The 22,669-nt window shown below is 73.2% G+C and carries 17 protein-coding genes; 9 read left to right on the forward strand and 8 right to left on the reverse strand.

The features are described from left to right. The 3 genes from mmsA (at position 1) to ACFVS9_RS01480 (ending at position 3,269) form a co-directional block, all read left to right on the forward strand. Complete coding sequence (gene mmsA, locus ACFVS9_RS01470; RefSeq protein ID WP_389929380.1) at positions 1-1,500, forward strand: CoA-acylating methylmalonate-semialdehyde dehydrogenase; 1,500 nt, start codon at positions 1-3, stop codon at positions 1,498-1,500. Positions 1,501-1,579: 79 nt separating this feature from the next. Continuing rightward, positions 1,580-2,620 carry an aminoglycoside phosphotransferase family protein gene (locus tag ACFVS9_RS01475; protein ID WP_389929382.1) on the forward strand — a complete coding sequence of 347 codons (1,041 nt, stop codon included), beginning with the start codon at positions 1,580-1,582 and terminating at the stop codon, positions 2,618-2,620. 49 nt (positions 2,621-2,669) lie between these two features. Further along, positions 2,670-3,269 carry a DUF4291 domain-containing protein gene (locus ACFVS9_RS01480; RefSeq protein WP_389929384.1) on the forward strand — a complete coding sequence of 200 codons (600 nt, stop codon included), beginning with the start codon at positions 2,670-2,672 and terminating at the stop codon, positions 3,267-3,269. Positions 3,270-3,588: 319 nt separating this feature from the next. Here ACFVS9_RS01480 and ACFVS9_RS01485 read toward each other — a convergent pair whose 3' ends face one another. Then, positions 3,589-4,008: a GNAT family N-acetyltransferase gene (locus ACFVS9_RS01485; RefSeq protein ID WP_383113911.1), complete on the reverse strand. Its 420-nt coding sequence runs from the start codon at positions 4,006-4,008 to the stop codon at positions 3,589-3,591. A 138-nt stretch (positions 4,009-4,146) separates the two neighbouring features. Between ACFVS9_RS01485 and ACFVS9_RS01490 the strand changes: the two genes are divergently transcribed. From ACFVS9_RS01490 to ACFVS9_RS01505, 4 genes are all read left to right on the forward strand, one after another. After that, positions 4,147-6,957: an alpha/beta fold hydrolase gene (locus ACFVS9_RS01490; protein ID WP_389929386.1), complete on the forward strand. Its 2,811-nt coding sequence runs from the start codon at positions 4,147-4,149 to the stop codon at positions 6,955-6,957. Then, the gene (locus ACFVS9_RS01495; RefSeq protein ID WP_389929388.1) at positions 6,954-7,838 is read left to right on the forward strand and encodes an ABC transporter permease; all 885 of its coding nucleotides are present in this window, start codon (positions 6,954-6,956) and stop codon (positions 7,836-7,838) included. The genes ACFVS9_RS01490 and ACFVS9_RS01495 overlap by 4 nt, the downstream gene beginning before the upstream one ends. A gap of 348 nt (positions 7,839-8,186) precedes the next feature. Next, on the forward strand, positions 8,187-9,137 hold the full coding sequence (locus tag ACFVS9_RS01500) for an STM4015 family protein (protein ID WP_389929390.1): 951 nt from the start codon (positions 8,187-8,189) through the stop codon (positions 9,135-9,137). Positions 9,138-9,191: 54 nt separating this feature from the next. Further along, complete coding sequence (locus tag ACFVS9_RS01505; RefSeq protein ID WP_389929392.1) at positions 9,192-10,385, forward strand: hypothetical protein; 1,194 nt, start codon at positions 9,192-9,194, stop codon at positions 10,383-10,385. Between the two features lie 51 nt (positions 10,386-10,436). On the opposite strand, the gene ACFVS9_RS01510 is transcribed toward ACFVS9_RS01505, so the two are convergent. The 6 genes from ACFVS9_RS01510 to ACFVS9_RS01535 all read right to left on the reverse strand — a co-directional run bounded on the left by ACFVS9_RS01510 (position 10,437) and on the right by ACFVS9_RS01535 (position 16,354). Next, positions 10,437-10,751, reverse strand: a complete 315-nt coding sequence (locus tag ACFVS9_RS01510) for an L-rhamnose mutarotase (RefSeq protein WP_383113869.1) — start codon at positions 10,749-10,751, stop codon at positions 10,437-10,439. Between the two features lie 17 nt (positions 10,752-10,768). Next, on the reverse strand, positions 10,769-11,854 hold the full coding sequence (gene rhaS / locus ACFVS9_RS01515; protein WP_383113868.1) for a rhamnose ABC transporter substrate-binding protein: 1,086 nt from the start codon (positions 11,852-11,854) through the stop codon (positions 10,769-10,771). A gap of 56 nt (positions 11,855-11,910) precedes the next feature. Next, complete coding sequence (locus ACFVS9_RS01520; RefSeq protein ID WP_383113867.1) at positions 11,911-12,963, reverse strand: ABC transporter permease; 1,053 nt, start codon at positions 12,961-12,963, stop codon at positions 11,911-11,913. Next, on the reverse strand, positions 12,947-13,999 hold the full coding sequence (locus ACFVS9_RS01525; RefSeq protein ID WP_383113866.1) for an ABC transporter permease: 1,053 nt from the start codon (positions 13,997-13,999) through the stop codon (positions 12,947-12,949). The genes ACFVS9_RS01520 and ACFVS9_RS01525 overlap by 17 nt, the downstream gene beginning before the upstream one ends. Further along, positions 13,996-15,519: a sugar ABC transporter ATP-binding protein gene (locus ACFVS9_RS01530; protein WP_389929395.1), complete on the reverse strand. Its 1,524-nt coding sequence runs from the start codon at positions 15,517-15,519 to the stop codon at positions 13,996-13,998. Before ACFVS9_RS01530 ends, ACFVS9_RS01525 begins: the two co-directional genes overlap by 4 nt. 271 nt (positions 15,520-15,790) lie before the next feature. After that, on the reverse strand, positions 15,791-16,354 hold the full coding sequence (locus tag ACFVS9_RS01535) for a GNAT family N-acetyltransferase (protein ID WP_383113864.1): 564 nt from the start codon (positions 16,352-16,354) through the stop codon (positions 15,791-15,793). Between the two features lie 448 nt (positions 16,355-16,802). Between ACFVS9_RS01535 and ACFVS9_RS01540 the strand changes: the two genes are divergently transcribed. Then, complete coding sequence (locus tag ACFVS9_RS01540; RefSeq protein ID WP_389929397.1) at positions 16,803-19,889, forward strand: glycosyl hydrolase; 3,087 nt, start codon at positions 16,803-16,805, stop codon at positions 19,887-19,889. Positions 19,890-20,347: 458 nt separating this feature from the next. Here ACFVS9_RS01540 and ACFVS9_RS01545 read toward each other — a convergent pair whose 3' ends face one another. Further along, positions 20,348-21,637, reverse strand: coding sequence for a phosphoribosyltransferase family protein (locus ACFVS9_RS01545; RefSeq protein ID WP_389929399.1), 1,290 nt, complete (start codon positions 21,635-21,637; stop codon positions 20,348-20,350). A 108-nt stretch (positions 21,638-21,745) separates the two neighbouring features. Between ACFVS9_RS01545 and ACFVS9_RS01550 the strand changes: the two genes are divergently transcribed. After that, the gene (locus tag ACFVS9_RS01550; protein ID WP_389929401.1) at positions 21,746-22,567 is read left to right on the forward strand and encodes an HAD-IIA family hydrolase; all 822 of its coding nucleotides are present in this window, start codon (positions 21,746-21,748) and stop codon (positions 22,565-22,567) included. Positions 22,568-22,669: the final 102 nt, after the last annotated feature.

Raw genomic sequence — 22,669 nt, forward strand, 5'->3', positions numbered from 1 at the left:
ATGAAGACCGTCAACCACTGGATCGGTGGCAAGACCGTCGAGGGCACGTCGGGCAACCACGGTCCGGTCACCGACCCGGCGACCGGCGCCGTCACGACCCGGGTGGCTCTCGCCTCCGCCGAGGAGGTCGACGCCGCGGTCTCCGCCGCGAGGACCGCGTACGAGACCTGGGGCACCTCCTCCCTCTCCGCCCGCACCGCCGTCCTCTTCCGCTACCGGGCCCTGCTGGACGCCCACCGCGACGAGATCGCCGCGCTGATCACCGCCGAGCACGGCAAGGTGCACTCCGACGCGCTGGGCGAGGTCGCCCGTGGCCTGGAGATCGTCGAGCTGGCCTGCGGCATCACCACCCAGCTCAAGGGCGAGCTGTCGACCCAGGTCTCCAGCCGGGTCGACGTCTCCTCGATCCGGCAGCCGCTCGGTGTCGTCGCGGGCATCACGCCGTTCAACTTCCCGGCCATGGTGCCGATGTGGATGTTCCCGCTGGCCATCGCGTGCGGGAACACCTTCGTCCTGAAGCCCAGCGAGAAGGACCCGTCGGCCGCCAACCTGCTGGCCGAGCTGGCCGCGGAGGCGGGCCTGCCCGACGGCGTACTGAACGTCCTGCACGGGGACAAGGTGGCCGTCGACGGACTCCTCGCCCACCCCGACGTCGCCGCCGTGTCCTTCGTCGGCTCCACCCCCATCGCCCGGTACATCCACACCACCGCCTCCGCCAACGGCAAGCGCGTCCAGGCGCTCGGCGGCGCGAAGAACCACATGCTGGTCCTCCCCGACGCCGACCTGGACGCCGCCGCCGACGCCGCCGTCTCGGCCGCCTACGGGTCCGCCGGCGAACGCTGCATGGCCATCTCCGCCGTCGTCGCGGTGAGTTCCGTCGCGGACGAACTGGTCGCGAAGATCCGCGAGCGGGCCGAGCGGATCACGATCGGCCCCGGCACGGACCCCGCCTCCGAGATGGGCCCGCTGATCACCGCCGCCCACCGCGACAAGGTCGCCTCCTACGTCACGGGGGCCGCCGCACAGGGCGCCGACGTCGTGCTCGACGGCACCGGCCTCACGGTCGAGGGCTTCGAGGACGGCCACTGGATCGGCCTGTCGCTGCTGGACAACGTCTCCACCGACTCCGACGCCTACCGCGACGAGATCTTCGGCCCGGTCCTGTGCGTCCTGCGCGTCGGCACCTACGAGGAGGGCGTCGCCCTCATGAACGCCTCGCCCTTCGGCAACGGCACCGCGATCTTCACCCGCGACGGCGGGGCGGCCCGCCGCTTCCAGCTGGAGATCGAGGCCGGCATGGTCGGCGTCAACGTGCCGATCCCGGTGCCGGTGGGCTACCACTCCTTCGGCGGCTGGAAGGACTCCCTCTTCGGGGACCACCACATCTACGGCAACGACGGCGTGCACTTCTACACCCGCGGCAAGGTCGTCACCACCCGCTGGCCCGACCCGGCCGACGCCCCCGCCGGCGTCGACCTCGGCTTCCCGCGCAACCACTGACCGCCCCCGCGGCTCCCGCGTCCCCCGCCCCCCCGGAAAAAGGCGGGGGAGCGGGAGCCGGCGGTGGAACACTGACCGCATGGAGACGGCGTCGCAGCTTCCGTTCGGTGAGGTCCTCAGGGACCGGCTCGGCCCGCCCGCACACCCGTCCGTGCTGGAGAGCAGCCCCCGTTCACGGGTCTGGCGCATCGGGCTGTCCGGGCGCCCCGCCGTACTGAAACAGCTGGTGGAAGGCCCGGGGGCCGACGAACGGTACGCACGCGAGGTGGCCGCCCTGCGCATCGCGGGCCGGGCGTCAGGCTCCCCGATCGTGCCCGCGCTCCTCGGGACCGACCCCGCCGAGCGGGTCCTCGTCCTCGAACACCTCGACCACCGGCCGCCCGCCGCCGACTGGACCGTCGGCTGGGCGGCGGCCCTCGCCAGGCTGCACAGCACCGCCGGACCCGGCGACACCGGAGCGCTGCCCCGCTGGCAGGGCCCGACCGGTGCCGACGTCAGTTCGTTCCTCGCCCTCGCCGAGACGCTGGGGGTCCCCGGGACACCGGACGCGCGGGACGAACTGCACGCCCTCGTGGAGCGCCTGGACCGGGCGGAGGGGACCGCCCTGCTCCACGGCGACCCGTGCCCCGGCAACGACCTGCACACCCCCGACGGCGTCAGGTTCATCGACTTCGAGCAGGCCTCCCTCGGCAGCGGCCTGATGGAACTCGCCTACCTCCGCGTCGGGTTCCCGACCTGTTGGTGCGTCACCCGGGCCGCACCAGCCCTGCTGGAACGCGCGGAGGCCGCCTACCGCGCGGCCTGGCACGCCGAGACCGGCACCGCGCTCCCGGACACCGGGCTCGCCGACGCCTGCGCGGGCTGGCTGATCAGGGGCGACGCCCTGGTCGAGCGCGCCCGCCGCGGCGGCACCGACCACCTCGCCCGCGTTCCCCACGAGGACTGGACCTGGGGCACGGCGACCGCCCGCCAGCGCCTGGCCCACCGGCTCGGAGTGGTGGCCGGCACGAGCGCGGGCCACGGGGACCTGAGGTTCCTCGGCGCGCTCGCGGCGGACCTGCGCCGTGCCGTCCTCGACCGCTGGCCGACGGTGCGGCCGGTGCCGGAACGGCGCCCGTAGTCCGAAAACCCCTGGCGGGGAGCGCGGCGCCGCCGCCATCCTGGGGGCCATGTCCGTACCCCGGCACGAGATCCGCGCACAGCACACGGCCACCACCGTCACCGTCTACCAGGCCTACCCGCCGTCCATCGGGCTCCCCGCCGCCCGCGACGGGCGCTTCCCGTCCGCCTGGAAGCGCGACCGCATGACCTGGATCAAGCCCAGCTTCCTGTGGATGATGTACCGCTGCGGCTGGGGCACCAAGGAGGGCCAGGAGACCGTGCTGGCCGTCGAGATCACCCGGGCCGGCTTCGCCTGGGCCCTGGAGAACGCCGAACTCTCCCACTACGTCAGGGGCGTCCACCCGGACCAGGACAGCTGGAAGCGCGGCCTGCGCCGCAGCCCCACCCGCGTCCAGTGGGACCCCGAGCGCGATCTCGCCCTGAACCCGCTGCCCCACCGCTCGCTCCAGCTCGGGCTCTCCGGGGAAGCAGCCCGGCGGTACGCCGACGAGTGGACCGTATCCGTCCGCGACGTGACACCCCTCGCCCGGCAGGTGCACACGGCCGTCCGGGGCGGGCACCAGGAGGCAGCCGCCGCCCTGCTGCCCGTGGAGACCCCGCTCGACCTCCGGGCCCCCCGCCCGGTACCCGCCAGTGCCACCCCGTGAGATCCCCTGACGTCGGCACGTCGGCGCGTCCGCACGTCCCTGGCCGGCCCCGCCCCGCCGGACGCCGCCGAGCCGGGCAGCCCGTCCGTGACCGAACCCTCCCCAGGGTCCGGCCGTGAACGGGGCGCGGCCCGGGGACCGAGGAAGTGCCGCCCGGACGGACTTCGCAGCCGGGGGTGAACGCGAGCGCGGATCCGGCGGCCCCCGGTGACCGGTGCGGGTGGCGGCCCCTGCCGGGTGACGCGGGGACACCCCAGCCCCCAGCCCCCCGGCGGCCCCCGGCGGTCTCGTGGCGGCCGGTTCCGGGAGGCGGGAGCGGTCAGGCCGGAGCGTCGAACTCCCAGGTCAGCATGGCGAACACCCCGTCGTCCGCCGCGCCCGCCGAGCGGTAGGCGGCGAGCGCTGCTTCGTTGCCGCGCTCCACACCCACCCACATGTCGTAGCAGCCGCGCGCCCGGGCCTCGGCGGCCAGCGCCTCCGTGAGCGCGCGCCCGATGCCCCGGCGGCGGTAGCGCTCGTCGACGCAGAGTTCGTACAGGCACATCTCCGTGCCCTTGTCCGGGTGCAGCATCTCGATGCCCGACACGAACCCGGCCGGGACGTCCCCCGCGTACGCGATGAGCATCAGATGGCCGTCAGCGGCCAGGAAGCGGGCCGCCCACCCGGGGCGGGGCGGGGCGTCGTAGAGGGGCGCGGCGGCGAGGAGCTCCGCGGTCGTGGTGGCGGGACGGATGCGGATGGTCACGTATGGGCCCTTTCGTGGCGTCGGTGTACCGCAGGCGGAGTACGGCGCGGGCCGGCCGTACCTCCCAGGGATGCCGCCCGCCTCCCCCCGGGGGCACTCCGGGGGCCGGACCGGTCCGTCTAGGGTCGAGTCATGGAGAAACCGACTTCCCGGTGGCGGCGCCGGCTGCCCCGCACCCCTGGGCGGTGGGCCGCGGTCGTCGCCGCCCTCGCCGTGCTCGTGGGGGCCGGTACCTGGACCGCCACCGCCGATGACAGTGTGCCGTCCGTACAGCGGCACGACCGGATGATGAGCATGAACGGGGTGTCCGTCGACACCTCGTACTTCACCTCCGGCGGCACCCAGCGCCGCCCCGCCGTCCTGATCGGGCACGGCTTCGGCGGCAGCAAGGACGACGTACGCGCCCAGGCCGAGAAGCTGGCCGCCGACGGGTACGCCGTCATGACCTGGTCCGCCCGCGGATTCGGCAGGACCACCGGGGAGATCACGCTCAACGCCCCCGACGCCGAGGTCAAGGACGTGTCGGCGCTGATCGACTGGCTGGCGGAGCGGCCCGAGGTGGAACTCGACGCCAAGGGCGACCCGCGCGTCGGTGTCACCGGCGCCTCGTACGGCGGGGCGGTGTCCCTCCTGGCCGCCGGGTACGACGACCGGGTCGACGCCATCGCCCCGGTGATCAGCTACTGGAACCTCGCCGACGCGCTCTTCCCCGACGGGGTGTTCAAGAAGCTCTGGGCCGGGATCTTCGTCAGCTCCGGCGGTGGCTGCCAGAAGTTCCAGAAGGAACTGTGCGAGATGTACGAGCGTGTCGCGGTCAGCGGCAAGCCGGACGCCGCCGCGCGCGCCCTGCTGACGGAACGTTCCCCCGCCGCCGTGGCCGACCGGATCGACGTCCCCGCTCTCATCCTCCAGGGCCAGAGCGACTCCCTGTTCCCGCTCGGCCAGGCCGACGCCATGGCCAAGGCCGTCAAGGCCAACGGCGCGCCCGTGTCCGTCGACTGGATCTCGGGCGGGCACGACGGCGGTGACGACGAGGGCGACCGCGTCGAGAGCCGGATCGGAGCCTGGTTCGACCGGTACCTGAAGAAGGACGAGGGCGCCGACACCGGCCCCGGGTTCCGCGTCACCCGCACCGGAGGTGTCGACTCCACCGACGGCGCCGCCCTGAAGCGGGGCGCGAGCAGCGACGCGTACCCCGGGCTCACCAGCGGCGGACGGAAGATCGCCCTGACCGGCGCGGCGCAGGAGACCGCACCGGGCGGCGGACAGGACCCGGCCGGCGACAGCGGCGACCGGGCCCCGGCCACCGGCGACGGCCGGGACGAACCGGCCACCGGCGGCGGGCAGGACGCCCCGGCCACCACCGGCGGCAGTGGCCGGAAGGCGGCGGAAGGCCTCACCCAGACCTTCCGCAACCCCGCGGGGGCCGCCCCGCCCTCCGTCTCCGCCGTCCCCGGGATCGGCGGCGGGCTCTCCCAGCTGTCCTCGCTCGGTGTCGGGCTCTCCCTCGACTTCCCCGGGCAGTACGCGGGCTTCGAGTCCGCCCCGCTCGACAGCGCCGTACACGTCACCGGATCCCCGACGGTCCGCGTGAACGTCAAGGCCGACCGGGGCGACGCGGTCCTGTTCGGCAAGGTCTACGACGTCTCGCCGGACGGGAGGCAGCAGGTGCTGCCCTCCCAGCTGGTCTCCCCCTACCGGATCACGCCCGCCGGACAGGGGAAGCCGGTCGAGCTGACGCTCCCCGCCGTCGACCACGAGATCGACGCGGGGCACCGGCTCCGGCTCGTCCTCTCCGCGACCGACCTCGGCTACGCCTCACCCGCCGAGCCCGCGACGTACACCGTCACCCTGGACGGACCGCTGACCGTGCCCACCGCGCCCGCCGTGACGACCGCGGCGGCCGCGATGCCGTGGTGGACCTGGGGGCTCCCCGCCGCCGCGGCCGTCGTCGCCGCCGTCCTCCTGCTCACCTCGCGCAGGCGCACCGCCGTCCCCGCGCCCGACCCGGAACTGTCCGGCGTACCGCTGCGGATCACGGGCCTGTCCAAGAAGTACGCCGGGGCCACCGACCGGTACGCGGTGCGCGACCTCGGCTTCCGCGTCGAGAAGGGGCAGGTCCTCGGCCTCCTCGGACCGAACGGCGCGGGGAAGACCACCACCCTGCGCATGCTGATGGGGCTCATCACGCCCGACGCCGGTGAGATCCGGGTCTTCGGACACGCGATCCGCCCCGGGGCGCCCGTCCTGTCCCGGGTGGGGTCCTTCGTCGAAGGCGCCGGCTTCCTCCCGCACCTCTCGGGCCGCTCCAACCTGGAGCTGTACTGGCAGGCCACCGGGCGGCCCGCCGCGGACGCCCACATCGAGGAGGCCCTGGAGATCGCCGGACTCGGCGACGCCCTGGCCCGTGCCGTGCGGACCTACTCCCAGGGCATGCGGCAGCGCCTCGCCATCGCCCAGGCCATGCTCGGCATGCCGGACCTGCTCATCCTCGACGAACCGACCAACGGCCTCGACCCGCCCCAGATCCGCGAGATGCGGGACGTGATGATCCGGTACGCGGCCGGGGGCCGGACCGTCATCGTGTCCAGCCACCTCCTCTCCGAGGTCGAACAGTCCTGCACCCACCTGGTGGTCATGGACCGCGGGCAGCTCGTCCAGGCCGGACCGGTCGCCGAGATCACCGGCTCGGGCGACATGCTGCTCGTCACCACGGACAGCGAGGTCACCGAACCGGTCGTGGACAAGGTGGCCGCCCTCCCCGGCATCGGCTCCGCCGTCCGCGTGGACGACGGGCACGGGCTGCTGGTCAGGCTCGACGGCGCCACCGCGGCGCGGCTGGTCGCCGAGCTGGTGCGCCTCGACGTACCGGTGACCGGCGTCGGGCCGCACCGCCGCCTGGAGGACGCGTTCCTCACCCTCATCTCCCAAGGATCCGCATGAGTTCCGCACCCGAGGTCCAGGCACACGCCGAAGCTCCCGGCTACCACGCCGGCCGCACCCTGCCGCTGCGTGTGGAGGCCATGAGGCAGCTGCGCAGGCGCCGCACCCTGCTCATGGGCGGGGTGCTGGCGGCCCTGCCGTTCATCCTGATCATCGCCTTCGCGGTCGGTGGCACACCGGGCGGCGAAGGAGGCCGCGGAGGCGGCTCGCGCATCAACCTCATGGACGTCGCGACGGAGTCCGCCGCGAACTTCGCGGCGACCTGCCTCTTCGTCTCCGCCGGCTTCCTGCTGGTGGTGCCGGTCGCCCTGTTCTGCGGGGACACCGTGGCCTCCGAGGCCGGCTGGTCCTCGCTGCGCTACCTCCTCGCGGCGCCGGTGCCCCGGACGAGGCTGCTGTGGAGCAAGCTCGTCGTGGCGCTCGGCTTCAGCCTCGCCGCGATGGTGCTGCTGCCGCTGGTCGCACTGGCCGCGGGAGCCGCCGCGTACGGCTGGGGGCCGCTCAAGCTCCCCACCGGGGGCGCGCTCGCCACCTCGGACACCCTGCCGCGCCTCGCCCTCGTCGTCGCCTTCGTCTTCGTCTCGCAACTCGTCACCGCGGGGCTGGCGTTCTGGCTCTCCACCAGGACGGACGCACCGCTGGGCGCGGTGGGCGGCGCCGTCGGACTGACCATCGTCGGCAACGTCCTGGACGCCGTCACCGCCCTCGGGAGCTGGCGCGAGTTCCTGCCCGCGCACTGGCAGTTCGCGTGGGCCGACGCCCTCCAGCCCGACCTCGAATGGAGTGGGATGGCCAAGGGCGCGGCGGTGTCGGTGACGTATGCCCTGATCCTGTTCGCGCTCGCCTTCCGGGGGTTCAGCCGTAAGGACATCGTGTCCTGACCTCGACGTTCCGCCACGCCACGGCCCGGACGGACCGCGGGCACGGCGTATCGGGTCGTGCCCCCGCTGCTCCCGGCGGCCTTCGCGCCCCCGCGCTCGGCCGACTCGCCCGCCGTGCGCGGAAGCCGGCCGCCTCCACCGGGGACAGCCCGGTGGAGAAGCTCGCGACGGTGATCGAGCGGGCCGACCGGATCGGGGACGGCGGCGACGGACCCTCCGGTGACGAGGGCGGGACCGGCTGACGGGCGCCACGGGTCCGGCGGGGAGGGCCCCGCCGGACCCGCCCTGTCGGTGGCGGCTGGTAGAACACCGGACACGAACGCCGAACGGAACGTCAGGAGACAAGAGTTGTCGTACGTCCGCCATGTCGAGCAGTTCCACGGGCTGCCGGTCTTCACCTTCCCCCCGTACGCGGACCCCAGGGATCTGCCCGCGCCGGACACCGTGGCCTGGCGGCTCCACCGCGGGCCGTACGCGACCGACGAGGGGTCCGAGTCGTACTGGAGGAGGTTCACCGAGTCGGTCCGCCTGGAAGAGGTGCGGGCCCTGGCCCTCGGCAGCCCCTGGTACGACGACCAGGGCGGGGACGATCTGGACGGCCTGACCGGCCTGCGCTCCCGGTTCACCGGGCTCGAAGCGGTCTTCCTCGGTGACCTGGAGGACGAGGAGGCGATGATCTCCACGATCGACCTGGACGATGTCAGCGAACTCCTGGAGGCCTTCCCCGGACTGCGGGAGCTGGCCGTGCGGGGCGGGGACGGACTGGCCTTCCCCACGGCGGGACACGCGAACCTGCGGGTGCTGCGCGTCGAGTCCGGCGGGCTGCCCCCCGAGGCGGCCGCTCAGATAGCCGCCGCCCCCCTGCCGTCACTGGAGCGGCTCGAACTGTGGCTGGGCGACGAGGAGTACGGCGGCGGCACCACGGCCGAGGACCTCCTCCCCCTGTTCGCCGGCGAGGGCAAACCGGCGCTGCGCCACCTGGGGTTGCAGAACAGCCCGGAACAGGACGCGCTGGCGGCGGCGCTGGCCACCGCACCGGTCGTGCGCCGGCTGACCTCGCTGAGCCTGTCGATGGGCACCCTCGGCGACGAGGGCGCGCAGGCGCTGCTGGAAGGACAGTCGCTGGCCCACCTGCGCGAACTGGACCTCTCGCACCACTACCTCAGCCACGACATGATGCTGCGGATCTGGACGGAGCTGGAGCCGCAGGGGGTACGGGTGGACCTCACCGCCAGGCAGGAGGAGGAGGACACGTACGACGAGGACGAACCCCGGCGGTTCATCTCGGTGTCCGAATGACGGAGCAGTCCCGTCCCCCTCGAACGTCCCACCGCACGACGAAAGGCCCGCACCGTGTCCCACGCACCCGTCGGTTCCCAGGACCCTGACGACCTCATGCTCGCCAGCGTCAACCTCAACGGCCACTTCCCCTGGCTGGACCCCGCCCAGCAGGTGCCGTACGGACACGTGCTGTACGCCGCGGCCCTCCAGGAGCGGGCCCCCGCCGACGTCGCGTCCCGGATGGCCGCGCTGGGCTACGCCGACGTCCAGCAGCCTGAGTCCGCCTGGCCCGACGCGGTCGGCACCCAGGACGCCGCGCTGGTGAGGAGGGAGGGGCCCGACGCCTTCCGGCAGCGCTGGCTCGGCGCCGGTGAGCCCGTGTCGCTGCACGACGTCCTCCGGGCGGCGCTGCACTCCGGGCACGCTCCCGCCGAGGTCGTACGCCGGATCACCGCGCTCGGGTTCCGGTCCGGTGGCGGGGCACTGCCGGAGACGCGGAGCCCCCGCGACGTGATGCTGATCTGCGCCGACCGAAAGGGATCCGGGACGTACTTCGGCTGGGGTGACGAGGTGTCCGCCGGGCACGTCCTCGAAGTGTCCGAGCACCTGGCCTGCAGCCCCCACGCCGCCGCCGTGCGGCTGGCCGCCCTCGGCCTCCGGCTGCCGTACACCCCCGAACCCGGCGACGAGCGGCTCCTCACCTTCGACGTCACCCACCGGCCGCACCACCCGGGCCGCTGGTCCTCGGCACCGCTCGGGCACGTCCTCGCCGTCGCGCGGGAGACCGGGCGTCGCGTGACGGACGTCGTCGCCCGGCTGAAGGTGCTGGGAGTCGGGGTACCGGACGTCGCCGTGCCCGACGCCCCGGACGACGACGACCTCGTCCTCCTCAGCGAGCGACTCGACGGCCGTGCGCCCTGGCTGGCGAGGGACGGCGCCGTCGGCCTCCCGGTGCGGCACATCCTGCGCGCGGCCCTGGTCACCGGCCGGAGCCCCGCCGCGGTCACCGCACGGCTGACCGAGCTGGGGCACCGACCGCACGACAAGGCGAGGCTGCCGGAGACGGCCGACGAGGCGGACGTCCGGCTGCTGGAGACCCTGGGCCGCTCCTACCGTGACAACGTCCACCTGGAGCACGTCCTGCGCGGCGCGAGCCTGACCGGGCGGAGCCCCGCGGACGTCGCCGCGCGGCTCACCGCCCTCGGCCACACGCTCCCCGACGAGGTGGAGTACCCGGAGACACAGGGTGTTCCCGCCGCGTCCTGACGCGCGTCCGCCCCGGCTGTCCGTGACAGCCGGGGCGGACAGCAGGGCGGACTACGCCAGGTGGAACACCTCGGTCAGCGGGACCATGGCCTCGTCGGCGGCCTCCGGCTGCTCGAAGAAACCGGCCATGTCCCGCTGCCACCGCGCGTTGACCTCCGTCGCCGCCATCGCCTCCCGGGCCGCGTCGAAGTCCTCCGTCTCCAGGTAGCCGACCAGCAGGCCGTCCTCGCGCAGGAACAGCGAGTAGTTGCCCCAGCCCGCCTCCGACAGCGCGGCGAGCATGTCCGGCCACACCGCCGCGTGACGCTCGCGGTACTCGTCCGTACGGTCCTCACGGACCTTCAGCAGAAAACAGACACGCTGCATGAAGTGCGGCCCTCCGGTCAGAAGTTGAACGTGTCGATGTTCTTGGCGTCGAAGACGGTCGGCTCGCCGAGGATGACCTCGCCGTCCTTGCCGACCGTGTACTCACCGAGCTTCCCCGCCTTGAACTTCTCGCCCTCCGCACCGGTGATCTGCCCCGAAGCCAGCGCAGCGGCCGCGTACGAGCCGAGGTAGCCGAGCTCCTCCGGGTTCCACAGCGAGAACTGCTCGACCGTGCCGTCCTTGACGTACTTGCGCATCTGGTTCGGCGTGCCGAGCCCGTTGAGCACGACCTTCCCCTTGTACGAGGAGTCGCTCAGGTAGCGGGCCGCCGCGGCGATGCCGACCGTCGTGGGGGAGATGATGCCCTTGAGGTCGGGGTAGGCCTGCATGAGGCCCTGCGTCTGCTGGAAGGACTTCTGGTCCGCGTCGTCGCCGTAGGCGACCTTGACCAGCTCCATGTCCTTGTACTCGGGGAGCTTGAGCTCCTCCTTCATGAACTCGATCCAGGTGTTCTGGTTCGTGGCGTTCTGCGTGGCCGACAGGATGGCGATCTTGCCCTTGTGGCCGATCTGCTCACCGAGGTGCTGGACCAGGCTGCGGCCGATCTGCTCGGAGCTGGCCTGGTTGATGAAGAGCTGACGGCAGTCCTTCGCCGTGTCGGAGTCGTACGCGACGACCTTGATGTCCTTCTTCATCGCCTGCTTGAGCGGGCCGCACACCGCGTTCGGGTCGTTCGCCGCGACGAGGATGGCGTCCTGGCGCTGCTGGATCAGGGTGTTGATGTAGGAGACCTGGGAGGAGGCGTTCGCGTCGGACGGGCCGACCTCCTTGCCCGTGCCGCCGTACTCCTTCGCCGCCGCGATGCCCGCCTCGTCGACGATCTTCTCGTACGGGTTGTTGATCTGCTTGGGCAGGAAAGCGATCTTCAGGCCCTTCTTCAGCGGGGCGTTCGGGTCCGCCTTCGCCGAGCTGCCGGCCTCGGCGCTCCCGCTCTCCTTGCTGTCCTTCGTGGTGCCGGAACAGGCGGTGAGGGCGAGGGCGAGGGAGACGGCGGTGGCTGCGGTCGCGACGGCGCGGCGCCCAGCGGCATTGCGGAGCATCATGGCGGCGTGTGCCTTTCGAAGAGGGTACGAAGGAGTACGGAGAAGGGGGGAGGGGCCTACGGCCGGGGCTCGGGGGCGCCCGCGGCCCGCCTGTGCCGTCGTTCGACGACGGCGGCGATGACCCGTGGGGTCAGGACGGACGCCACGAGCAGCAGGCCGGTCACGATGACCTGCACCTCGTTGGCGATGTCGTTGAGCGTGAGCAGGTTCTTCAGCACACCGATCAGCAGGACACCGGCGACCGCGCCGAACAGCGTGCCCTTCCCGCCGTCGAAGTCGATGCCGCCGAGCAGGACGGACGCGATGACGAGCATCTCGAAGCCGAGTCCGTTGTCCGCGCGGGCACTTCCGTAGCGGAGGGTGAAGACGACCCCCGCGAAGGCGGAGAACAGCCCGGTCACGACGAACAGCAGCAGCTTGATCCGCTTGACCCGGATGCCGGCGAAGTACGCCGCCTCCTCCTGGGCGCCGATCGCGAAGAGGGAGCGGCCGAGCCCGGTGGCGTGCAGCACCACCGCGGTGATCGCGGCCAGGACGATGAAGAGCAGCACCGGGTAGGTGAGGAAGGTGCCGGGGACGGTCGTCGTGTCGACGGCCCAGTCCGCGTAGACCTGCGGGAAGTCCGTCACCGCGTCGCTGCCGAGCGCCACCGAGGCGAGCCCCCGGTAGAGCGCCAGCGTGCCGATGGTGACGGCCAGGGACGGCAGCCCCACCCGGGTGACCAGCCAGCCGTTCAGGAGACCGCCGGCGACACCCACCAGCAGCACCACCGGGACGATCGTCTCGAAGGCCCAGCCCGCCTCCCAGAGGGCGCCGGTCAGCGCGCTGCCCAGCCCCAGCATCGAGGCGACCGACAGATCGACCTGCCCGGCGACGACCAGGAGCGTCATCGGCAGGGCGATGAGGGCGACTTCGGCGATGTCGTTGAAGGCGAACGCGAGGTTCTCGCCCGAACCGAAGCCCTCCGTGGTGCCCAGCCCGACGACGAGGACCGCCACCAGCAGGACACCGACCGCGGTGTCCCAGCGCAGTGCCAGGCCGCGCAGGGCAGAGGGCTTCGATACGGCCCGCGGCGTGGGAGCCGCCTTCGTGTCAGGCGCCGTGGTCATGACGGGCGTTCCTCTTCCTCAGTGCGGCGGTCATCCGCAGGTTCACGATCCGGTCGACGCTGATGGCCAGCAGGAGGAGGGCGCCGGTGATGGCGCCCTGCCAGAAGGAGTCCACCTTCAGCACGACCAGGACGCTGCCGATGGTGGTGAGCAGCAGCGCGCCGAGCGCCGCGCCCCAGACGGTGCCGGTGCCACCCGTGATCGCGACGCCGCCGACGACGACGGCGCTGACGACGGTCAGCTCCCAGCCGTGCGCGTTGTCCGCGACGACCGTGCCGAAGCGCGCCAGCCACAGCGCCCCGGCGAACCCGGCCACCGCCCCGGAGAAGGCGTACGCGGCGAGCACCCGGCGGCGGATCGGGATACCGGCGAGACGGGCGGCCTCGGGGCTCGACCCGATGGCGTACAGCTCACGCCCCGAGCGGTAGCCGCGCAGGAAGTACGCCGTCGCCGCGAGCAGCACGAGGGAGATCAGCGGCAGGTACGGGATGCCCAGCACACTGCCGCTGCCGAGGCCCAGGACGGCGTCCGGCACGTCGGAGGCGCTGATCTGCTCGCCCTGCGCCCACCAGTAGTCGACGCCCTGGATGATGTAGAGCATGCCCAGGGTCACCACGAGCGCCGGGACCCTGCCGAAGCTGACGAGGGCGCCCGAGACCAGGCCGCAGACGACACCGATGGCGATGCCGAGCAGCATCACGGTCAGCACACCGTGGTCGCTCCCCGCGACGAACTTGCCGCAGGCGAAGGCGGACAGGCCGACGACGGAGCCGACGGACAGGTCGATGTTGCGGGTGATCACGACGGCGGACTGGCCGACCGCGAGCAGCACCAGGATCGACGCGTTGAGCAGCAGGTCCTTGACGCCCTGGTCGGACAGGAAGCGCGGGTTGGCCAGGTAGGTGCCGAGGACCAGCAGGGCCAGCGCCCCCGCGATGGAGATCTCGCGCGCCCGGAAGACCGCGTCCACGAGCGAGGAGGCACTCCGCTCCGGCGCCTTCACGGTGTCCGGGGGGCTCTCGATGGTGGTGGTCATGCCGCTGCCCTCTCGTTGCGTCCGGTGGCCGCGGCCATGACCGACTCCTCGGTGGCGCTATCGCGCGGGATCTCGGCGACGAGCCGGCCCTCGTGCATCACGAGCACCCGGTCGGCCATGCCGATGACCTCGGGGAGATCGGAGGAGATCATCAGTACGGCGAGGCCGTCCGCCGCGAGCGAGGAGAGCAGCCGGTGGACCTCCGCCTTGGTGCCGACGTCGATCCCGCGGGTCGGTTCGTCCACGATCAGGACGGTGGGGCCGGTCGCCAGCCACTTGGCCAGCACGACCTTCTGCTGGTTGCCGCCGGACAGCACACCCACCGTGTCGGCCAGCCGGTTGTACTTGAGCTGGAGGCGCACCGCCCAGTCGGCGGCCCGGTCGTGCTCCAGGGCCCGGCTGACGAGCCCGCGCTTGCGGACCTCGTCCAGGCCGGTCAGGCCGATGTTGCGCTCGATCGACATATCCATGACGAGTCCGCGCTGGCGCCGGTCCTCGGGCACGAGCGCCAGCCCGGCGGCCATCGCGGCGGTCGGCGAACCGGGGCGCAGCACCGTGCCCGCCACCTTCACCTCGCCCGCGTCGGCGCGGTCGACGCCGAAGACCGCCTGCGCGACCTCGGTGCGCCCGGCGCCGACCAGTCCGGCGAGCGCGACGATCTCGCCGCGGCGGACGTCGAAGGACACGTCACGGAAGACGCCCTCGCGGGTCAGCCGGTGCACCGACAGGGCGACCTCGCCCACCTCGGCGTCCTGCTTGGGATAGAGGTCGTCGAGGTCGCGGCCGACCATCCTGCGCACCAGGTCGTCCTCGGTCAGCCCGTCCAGCGGCTCCGAGGAGATCCACCGGCCGTCGCGCAGGGTGGTGACCCGCTGGCACAGTTCGAAGATCTCGTCGAGGCGGTGCGAGATGAACAGCACCGCCGCGCCTTCGGCACGCAGCGCGCGGACCACGGAGAAGAGCCTGGCGGTCTCGCTGCCGGTCAGCGCGGCCGTCGGTTCGTCCATGATCAGGACCCGTGCGTCGAAGGAGAGCGCCTTGGCGATCTCGACGATCTGCTGGTCGGCGATCGACAGCCCGCGGGCGGGCCGGTCCGGCGCCAGATCGACCCCGAGCCTGCGCATCAGCCCGGCGGTGGTCCCGTGCACCGCCTTGCGGTCGATCCGTCCCAGGGAACGGCGGGGCTGACGGCCCATGAAGATGTTCTCGGCGATGGAGAGGTCGGGGAAGAGCGTCGGCTCCTGGTAAATGACCGCGATACCGGCGTCGCGGGCGTCCGCGGGACCGTGGAAGACGACGGGCTCCCCGTCCAGCAGCACCTCGCCGGCGTCCGGACGGTGCACTCCGGCGAGGGCCTTGATCAGGGTCGACTTGCCTGCGCCGTTCTCCCCGGCGAGTGCGTGCGCCTCGCCGGGGAACAACTGCAGCGACACGTCCCGCAGGGCCCGAACGGCACCGAAGGACTTGCTCACGCCCTTCAGGGCCAGGACCGGGGCCGGGTCCGGGGCGGACTGGTTCATGGGAGCTCCTCAGCGGTGGGACCGTTCCGCTCCACCCGCCGTGAAAGGTTTCAATGAGGTTGCTCGGAAGCTAAACGGGGATTGCGGGCGCAGTCAATGGGTTGATGCCGAGAAGTTCCAGGAAGGGAGGTGATGTACGACCTGAATGGGGGGAATGGGTGGGTGCCCTTGACAGCGTTCAGGGCGGACCACTATCTTCCACGCGCTTGAATCGATTCATATAACGGTCGCGCATCGCTCCACTCACAAGTGCGCACCAAGTGTTCCCCGTTCAGGGCCCGGTGAGGCCCGCCACCGCCGGATGCGCGGGGCCGAGGAGAACCGTGAGTCCCGCCCTGCCGGGCACCGTCACCGGGACCTGGTGCCAGCCCGCGCGTCCGTAGAGGCGCAGGGCCGCCGTGGCGCGCACGGACGTGAGCAGCCAGCACCGCCCGTCCGGGGCCGGCGCGGTCACCGCCGACAGCAGGGCCGCGCCCAGGCCGCCGCCGCGTGCGTCCGGGGAGACGGCCAGTTCGTCGACCTTCAGGGCCCCGCACAGCCACGAGGTGACCCGCCCGGCCCCGAGGGCCTCGGCCACGTGGTCGTACCCGGGGCCGGTGGGGAAGGTGCCGGGTGTCGTCCAGGCGGTGGCGAAGCCGCCCACGGTGTCCCCGTCGAGGGCCAGGGCGGCGGTGAACCCGGGGCGCGCGGCGTCGTCCGCCAGCCGCGCGGCGTACCGCGCGCCGGACGCGGGGTCCTCGTTCCAGGGCGGTGCCGAGAACGCGTCGGCGTACACCCGCCCGATCCCGTCGGCGTACGCGGGCAGCCTCCCGCCCTCGACCGGCCGGACCCGCATCACCGCACCCCTCCCCGCCGCTGGACCGTTCCGGAAAGGATAGGGCGCACGCGTGGGGCGGGTGGGGTTCCGTCGCGCGGCGCCGGTGCCCGGCCGGTGGTGCCGCGCGGGGGTGCCCCGGGGTTCCGGACGCGGCGTTCCCGTCAAGGGAGTTGAAACGTTTTACGGCGTCGAGGGTCACCCTCGGCCCGTCGCTCCCGATGCCGTGCCACCGTCCTTCACCGCTCCGACTGCCCGTCACGTCGCTTTTTCCGCCCGGAAATGCGCGTCGCTCACTTGAGGTCTCCTTGTGCCGGCCATCCCTGTGAGGGAGGACGTCGTGCACGCCTCTTGTGGTCCGCACGGTGAACTGCGTATGTTCCAGCCGCATATTGAAACGTTAAAACCCCCATGTGTGTCCGCACGGGCGACCTGCGTGCCGGCACGGGCGAACCAGCAGGGTGGCGAGATGCAGAACAGACCGGGCCCCGACGGCACGGCCGCGAGCGACGCGGCGACGAGGGCCGAGGCGGACGGCGGGGCGGACCCCGGGACCAGCCTGCGGCGGCGGGTCGTCCTCAGGATGGCCGCGGCGGCGGGCGTGATCGCCGCACTGCCCCTGTCCGAGGGCGCGGCGGCGGCCGCACCCGCCTCCCCCTCCGGCGGACCGGCGGCCAAGGGCTCCTTCGCCCGCCGCTTCGCCGCCCCCGCAGCCCCGGTGCGCCCCAAGTTCCGCTGGTGGTGGCCGGACGCGCTGGTCGACACCGACGAGATCGAGCGGGAGATCGACCAGATCGCCGCCGCCGGGTTCGGCGGGGTCGAGATCGCGGCGGTCACCCACAGCGTCTCCCGGCCCATCGATCCGGTGCGTCACGGCTGGGGGACCCGCGCCTGGACCGACGCCGTCGAGACCGCCCTCCGGCGGGCCCGCAAGCGCGACATCGTCGTCGACCTCACCCTCGGCCCCGCCTGGCCGGCGGCCGTCCCGGGCATCACCCCCGACAGCCCCGGCGCGGTCAAGGAGCTCGCCCACGGAGTCACGGCCCTCCCGGCGGGCGCCGCGTTCTCCGGGCCGCTGCCCGAGCCCGTCACCGCCCCCGCCTCCGGCGTCACCGTCCGCACGCTCCGCCGCGTGGTCGCCGCCCGGGTCACCGCGGGGACCTCGCCCACCGCCGCACCCGTCCAGCTCGACCTGGACACCGTCACCGACCTCACGGCCCGGGTACCCGCGGCCGGGACCCTGGAGTGGACCCCGCCCGGCGACGGCACCTGGCTCGTGATCGCCTGCTGGGAGCGCGGCTCGGGACAGCGCCCCGAGGGGCCCGCGCACACCTCCCCGCTCAGCTACGTCGTCGACCACTTCGGCGCGGCGGGCACCCGTGCGGTCATCGACCACTGGGAGAAGCACATCCTCACCTCCCGCATGTGCGCCCTGCTGCGCGAGAACGGCGGTGCCCTCTTCGAGGACTCCATCGAGATCGAGACGCACGCCACGCTCTGGACCCCCGGCATCGAAGCCGAGTTCGAGCGCCGCAGGGGTTACGCCCTCGCCCCCTACCTCCCCGCGCTCCTCCAGACGAAGGAGAAGTACGTCTTCGCCTTCGACGCCGCCACCAACAAGGCGATCCGGCGGGACTTCATGGAGGTCGTCACCGAGCTGTACATCGAGAACCACCTGCTGCCGGTGCAGAAGTGGGCCCACGGCCTCGGGCTCCAGCTGCGCGTCCAGCCGTACGGACTCCAGACCGACGCCATGTACAAGGCGGCTCTCCTGGACATCTCCGAAGGCGAGTCCCTCGGCTTCAAGAACCTCGACGACTTCCGGACCCTGGCCGGCGGCCGTGACATGGGCGGCAAGCTGATCCTCTCCAACGAGGCCGGCGGCACCGCGGGCGGCGCCTACGCCACCACCTGGGACGCCACGCTCAAGAAGCTCGTCACCCAGTACGCCGCCGGCGTCAACCAGGCCGTCTTCCACGGCTTCGCCTACGCCGCCGCCCCCGGCGCGGCCTGGCCCGGCTTCGCCGCGTTCTCGCCGTACAACGGCGGCACCGGCTACGGCGAGGCGTGGGGCCCGCGCCAGCCCACCTGGGGTCATGTGCCGGACATCGCGGGCTACTTGAGCCGGATCCAGCAGGTCCTTCAGACCGGGGTCAACAAGGTGGACGTCGGCGTCCTGTGGCAGAAGGGCTACGCGGGCTCGGGACTCGGCGCGTCCTGGTTCACCGCCGACGGGATCCCGGCCGGCTGGACCCACCTCTTCCTCAGCCCGCGCCTCCTGGGCCTGCCGAACGCCGTCGTGAAGAACGGCAGGCTCGCGCCCGACGGGCCGGCCTACAAGGCGCTGCTGGTCGACGGTGACGTCATGATCGGCCGTGAACACACCCTCCAGACCGACGTCGCCGAGAAGCTGCTCCGCTACGCGCGCGAGGGCCTGCCGGTCATCGTCATCGGCGACTGGAGCGACGGCCACGTGCCGGGGATGCCCCGCACCGGCGACAACGACAGGCTCCTCGCCCTGATCAGGGAACTGCTCGCCCAGCCCACCGTCAGCAACGTCCCCGACCGGCCCGATGTCCCGCAGGGCATCGCGGCCCTCGGCCTGACCCGCGACGTCGAGTACTCCGAACCGTCGATGCTGCTCCACAACCACCGCGCGGACAGCGACGCCGACTACTACTTCTTCGCCAACGACGCGGTCAGCAAGAAGAACTCGGCCGGGACCAGGATCAGCCACGACGTCACCCTCACCACCCGGCACGGCGATGTCGTCCCGTACCGCCTCGACGCGTGGACCGGCACGATCGAACCGCTCGCGGTGTACACACGGCTGCCCGACGGGCGCCTCCGGCTCCGCGTCACCCTCGAACCCGGCGCGACCACGATCATCGCGACGGCCCGGCCCGGCCGCTGGGCCACCGGGCCGGCCCCGCGGTGGCACGCCACCGCGACCGAGGCCGCCGAGGTGCGCCGCGCGGCCGACGGCCGGGTGGAGATACGGGACACCCGCCCGGGGACGTACGCCACGACCCTCGGCGACGGCCGTACGGTCCGCGCCGTCATCGACGCCGTGCCCGGCCCGGTGCCGCTGACCCGCTGGACGCTGACGGCCGAGGACTGGACCCCGGGCGCCACCCCCTCCAGCACCCGCAGGACCCGTCGCACGGTCGAACTCGACGGGCTCGTCCCCTGGTCCGAGATCCCGGAACTCGCCGACTCCTCCGGCATCGGCCGCTACCGCGCCACCTTCGGCCTCGGCCGGTCCTGGACCGGCGGCCACGGCGCGACGCTGGAACTGGGCGAGGTCTTCGACACCTACCGGGTCACCGTCAACGGACGCCATCTGCCACCCGTCGACCAGGTGACCACCGGCATCGACGTCGGTCCGTACCTGCGCGCGGGGACCAACACCGTCGAGGTGGAGGTCGCCACGACGCTCCTCAACCGGCTGCGGGTGTCGAACGCCCCGGTCTTCGGAGTGGCGCAGCGGCAGAAGTACGGCCTGGTCGGCCCGGTACGGCTCGTCCCGTACGGGAGAGCGACGGCGGGGCGCTGAGGCGGTCGCCCGGCGCCGGGGCGGCCTGGAGCGGGGCGGCCCGGCGCCGGGGCGACCGGGCGTGGCGACCGGCGGTGGTGAACGGATGTGATGGGGCGGGCGGGGTGATGGCTCGGGGCCGCTGCTGTTGGTGGACGACCTCAGGGGTCTCAACGACCTCAAGGGCCTCAACGGCCTTAAGGGTCTCGGGGACCTCGGGGGCCTCATGAGCCCCGGCGTTCAAGGGGTGCCGGGCCTGGGAAGTGCCCGCCGGCCGGGACCTGGAGCCCAGGGCCCCGGTTCCAGGGACGGCGCCCCGAGGACCGCGCCCCGGGCCCGGCCCCCGGGCCCCAGGGCGCTGGTTCCTGGCACGGCTTCTCGCGACCGGGGGCCCTGCGGCCCCCGGACCCCAGGGCGCCGGTTCCGGGCGCCGGTTCCGTGTACGGCTTTCCGAGGACCGCGCCCCCGGGCCCCGGACTTCAGGGCGCCGGTTCCGGGTCCGGCTTCCCGAGGAGGTGCGTCGTGAACCAGTCGCGTGCCAGGCCGGCGACCCGGTCCATGGCACCGGGTTCCTCGAACAGGTGCGTCGCGCCCGGGACGATCTCCAGCCGGTTCTCGCAGTACAGCGCCGCCTGCGCCTGCCGGTTGAGGCCGAGCACCGTCGTGTCCTCGCCGCCCACGATAAGCAGGGTGGGCGCCCGTACCCCGGAGAGGTCGGCCCCGGCCAGGTCGGGGCGCCCGCCACGGGAGACGACCGCGCCGACACCCGAGTCCGCCGCGGCGGCGGCCCGCAGCGCCGCCGCCGCACCCGTGCTCGCCCCGAACGAGCCGACCGGGAGCGACACACGGCGCCTGAGCCAGCGGGTGGTGTCCGCCAGCCGCCCGGCCAGCAGGGCGATGTCGAAGACGTTGGCGCGGTACACCTCCTCCCCGGGCGTGAGCAGGTCGAAGAGCAGGGTGCCCAGGCCGGCGCGGTTCAGCTCCGCGGCCACCGCGCGGTTGCGCGGGCTGTGGCGGCTGCTGCCCGAGCCGTGGGCGAACACCACGACGGCCCCGGCGCCCCCGGGGAGCACCAGGTCCCCCTGGAGGGGCACCCCGCCCGCGTCCACCTCGACCGTCCGGGCCGTGTCGGTGTTCCCCGAGGCCCGCGCCAGCAGGGAGACGACCTCCTCGTCGGAGGTCTGGGAGAAGTCCCGGTACCACTCACCGACGGCGGAGAAGAGGCTCGGCGTCGAGAGGCACACGACGTCGTCGGCGTCTTCGCGCAGCCCGTCCGCGACGTCCGGCGACGCGACCGGCACGGCCAGGACGACGTGGGCGGCGCCCTGCTCCCGCACCACCCGGCAGGCGGCCCTCGCGGTCGCCCCGGTGGCCACCCCGTCGTCCACCACGATGACCGTCCGCCCCTCCAGCGGCAGGCGCGGCCGGCCCTCCCGGTAGGCGTGCGCCCGGCGGACGAGCTCCGCCCCCTCGGCGCGTTCGACGGACGCGAGATCCTCCTCCCGGACCCCGGCGCGGCGGACGATCTCGTCGCTGATGACCCGCACCCCGCCCTCGCCGATGGCACCGAACCCCAGCTCCGGGTGGTACGGCACCCCGAGTTTGCGGACCACGATCACGTCGAGCGGGCTACCGAGGGCCCGCGCCACCTCGTACGCCACCGGGACCCCGCCACGCGGCAGTGCCAGGACGACGGGGTCGCGTCTTTCCAGGTGCCTCAGGGCCGGGGCCAGCCGTCGGCCGGCATCCGTGCGGTCGGTGAACAGCACGGTGGTTCACCTCCAACAGAGCGGGGAGGGGCGGAACACACACGCGCACCCCCACCTTCGAAACAATCCCATTTGCGCCGGTTCGGCAAGTCGGGGACGGTCGGTCGTATGGAGCGAACCGGCGCGGTCCTGATCGACATCGACGGCGTACTCACCGTGTCCTGGGAGCCGCTGCCCGGTGCCGTCGAGGCCATGGAGCGGCTGCGGGCCGCGGGAGTGCCCCTGGCGCTCGTCACCAACACCACGTCGCGCACGCGTGCCGCGATCGCCGGACGGCTCGCCGACGCGGGCTTCCCGGTCGGCGCGGACGACATCCTCACGGCACCGGCCGTCACCGCCGCACACCTGCGCGAGCACCACCCGGGAGCCCGCTGCCTGCTGATCAACACGGGCGACGTACGGGCCGACCTGTCCGGGGTGACCCTCGTCGAGGAGGAGGACGGCGAGGGGGCCGCGCCGGACGTCGTCGTGCTCGGCGGGGCGGGCGGAGCCTTCACCTACGCGGCGCTCAACCGCGCCTTCCGCCTCGTCCGGCGGGGCGCGGCCCTCGTGGCGATGCACCGCAACCTGTACTGGCGTACCGCCGGCGGACTCGACCTCGACACCGGCGCCTTCCTCCTCGGCCTGGAACGCGCGGCCCGCACCGAGGCCGTCGTCACCGGCAAGCCGTCCGGCGCGTTCTTCGCCGCCGCGTTGACGCGCCTCGGCGCCGACCCCGCCCGTACGGCGATGGTGGGGGACGACATCGAGACGGACGTGCTGGCCGCCCAGCGCCACGGCATCACCGGGGTGTTGGTCAGAACGGGCAAGTACCGGCCCGAAACCCTCGCGGACGCCGACGGCGCCCCGGACCACGTGGTGGACTCGTTCGCCGACGTGCCGGCCCTGCTCGGACGGCCGGTGGGCGGGCCTTGGCCGCGTGCCTCCTGAACGCCCGGACGGACCGCGGTGTTTACGCCCGCACTACGCCGCACTCGCTACGGTGCCCCTGGACGCGCGGAAGGCCCTCCCGGAGGAGGGCCCGACGTGGTG

Source organism: Streptomyces sp. NPDC058008, from assembly GCF_042886395.1.
In the GTDB taxonomy this organism is placed as follows: domain Bacteria; phylum Actinomycetota; class Actinomycetes; order Streptomycetales; family Streptomycetaceae; genus Streptomyces.

Coding starts and splice junctions, on each gene's coding strand:
- mmsA (WP_389929380.1), top strand. CDS start 1: ATGAAGACCGTCAACCACTGGATCGGTGGCAAGACCGTCGAGGGCACG.
- ACFVS9_RS01475 (WP_389929382.1), top strand. CDS start 1,580: ATGGAGACGGCGTCGCAGCTTCCGTTCGGTGAGGTCCTCAGGGACCGG.
- ACFVS9_RS01480 (WP_389929384.1), top strand. CDS start 2,670: ATGTCCGTACCCCGGCACGAGATCCGCGCACAGCACACGGCCACCACC.
- ACFVS9_RS01490 (WP_389929386.1), top strand. CDS start 4,147: ATGGAGAAACCGACTTCCCGGTGGCGGCGCCGGCTGCCCCGCACCCCT.
- ACFVS9_RS01495 (WP_389929388.1), top strand. CDS start 6,954: ATGAGTTCCGCACCCGAGGTCCAGGCACACGCCGAAGCTCCCGGCTAC.
- ACFVS9_RS01510 (WP_383113869.1), bottom strand. CDS start 10,751: ATGCAGCGTGTCTGTTTTCTGCTGAAGGTCCGTGAGGACCGTACGGAC.
- rhaS (WP_383113868.1), bottom strand. CDS start 11,854: ATGATGCTCCGCAATGCCGCTGGGCGCCGCGCCGTCGCGACCGCAGCC.
- ACFVS9_RS01520 (WP_383113867.1), bottom strand. CDS start 12,963: ATGACCACGGCGCCTGACACGAAGGCGGCTCCCACGCCGCGGGCCGTA.
- ACFVS9_RS01525 (WP_383113866.1), bottom strand. CDS start 13,999: ATGACCACCACCATCGAGAGCCCCCCGGACACCGTGAAGGCGCCGGAG.
- ACFVS9_RS01530 (WP_389929395.1), bottom strand. CDS start 15,519: ATGAACCAGTCCGCCCCGGACCCGGCCCCGGTCCTGGCCCTGAAGGGC.
- ACFVS9_RS01535 (WP_383113864.1), bottom strand. CDS start 16,354: ATGCGGGTCCGGCCGGTCGAGGGCGGGAGGCTGCCCGCGTACGCCGAC.
- ACFVS9_RS01540 (WP_389929397.1), top strand. CDS start 16,803: ATGCAGAACAGACCGGGCCCCGACGGCACGGCCGCGAGCGACGCGGCG.
- ACFVS9_RS01550 (WP_389929401.1), top strand. CDS start 21,746: ATGGAGCGAACCGGCGCGGTCCTGATCGACATCGACGGCGTACTCACC.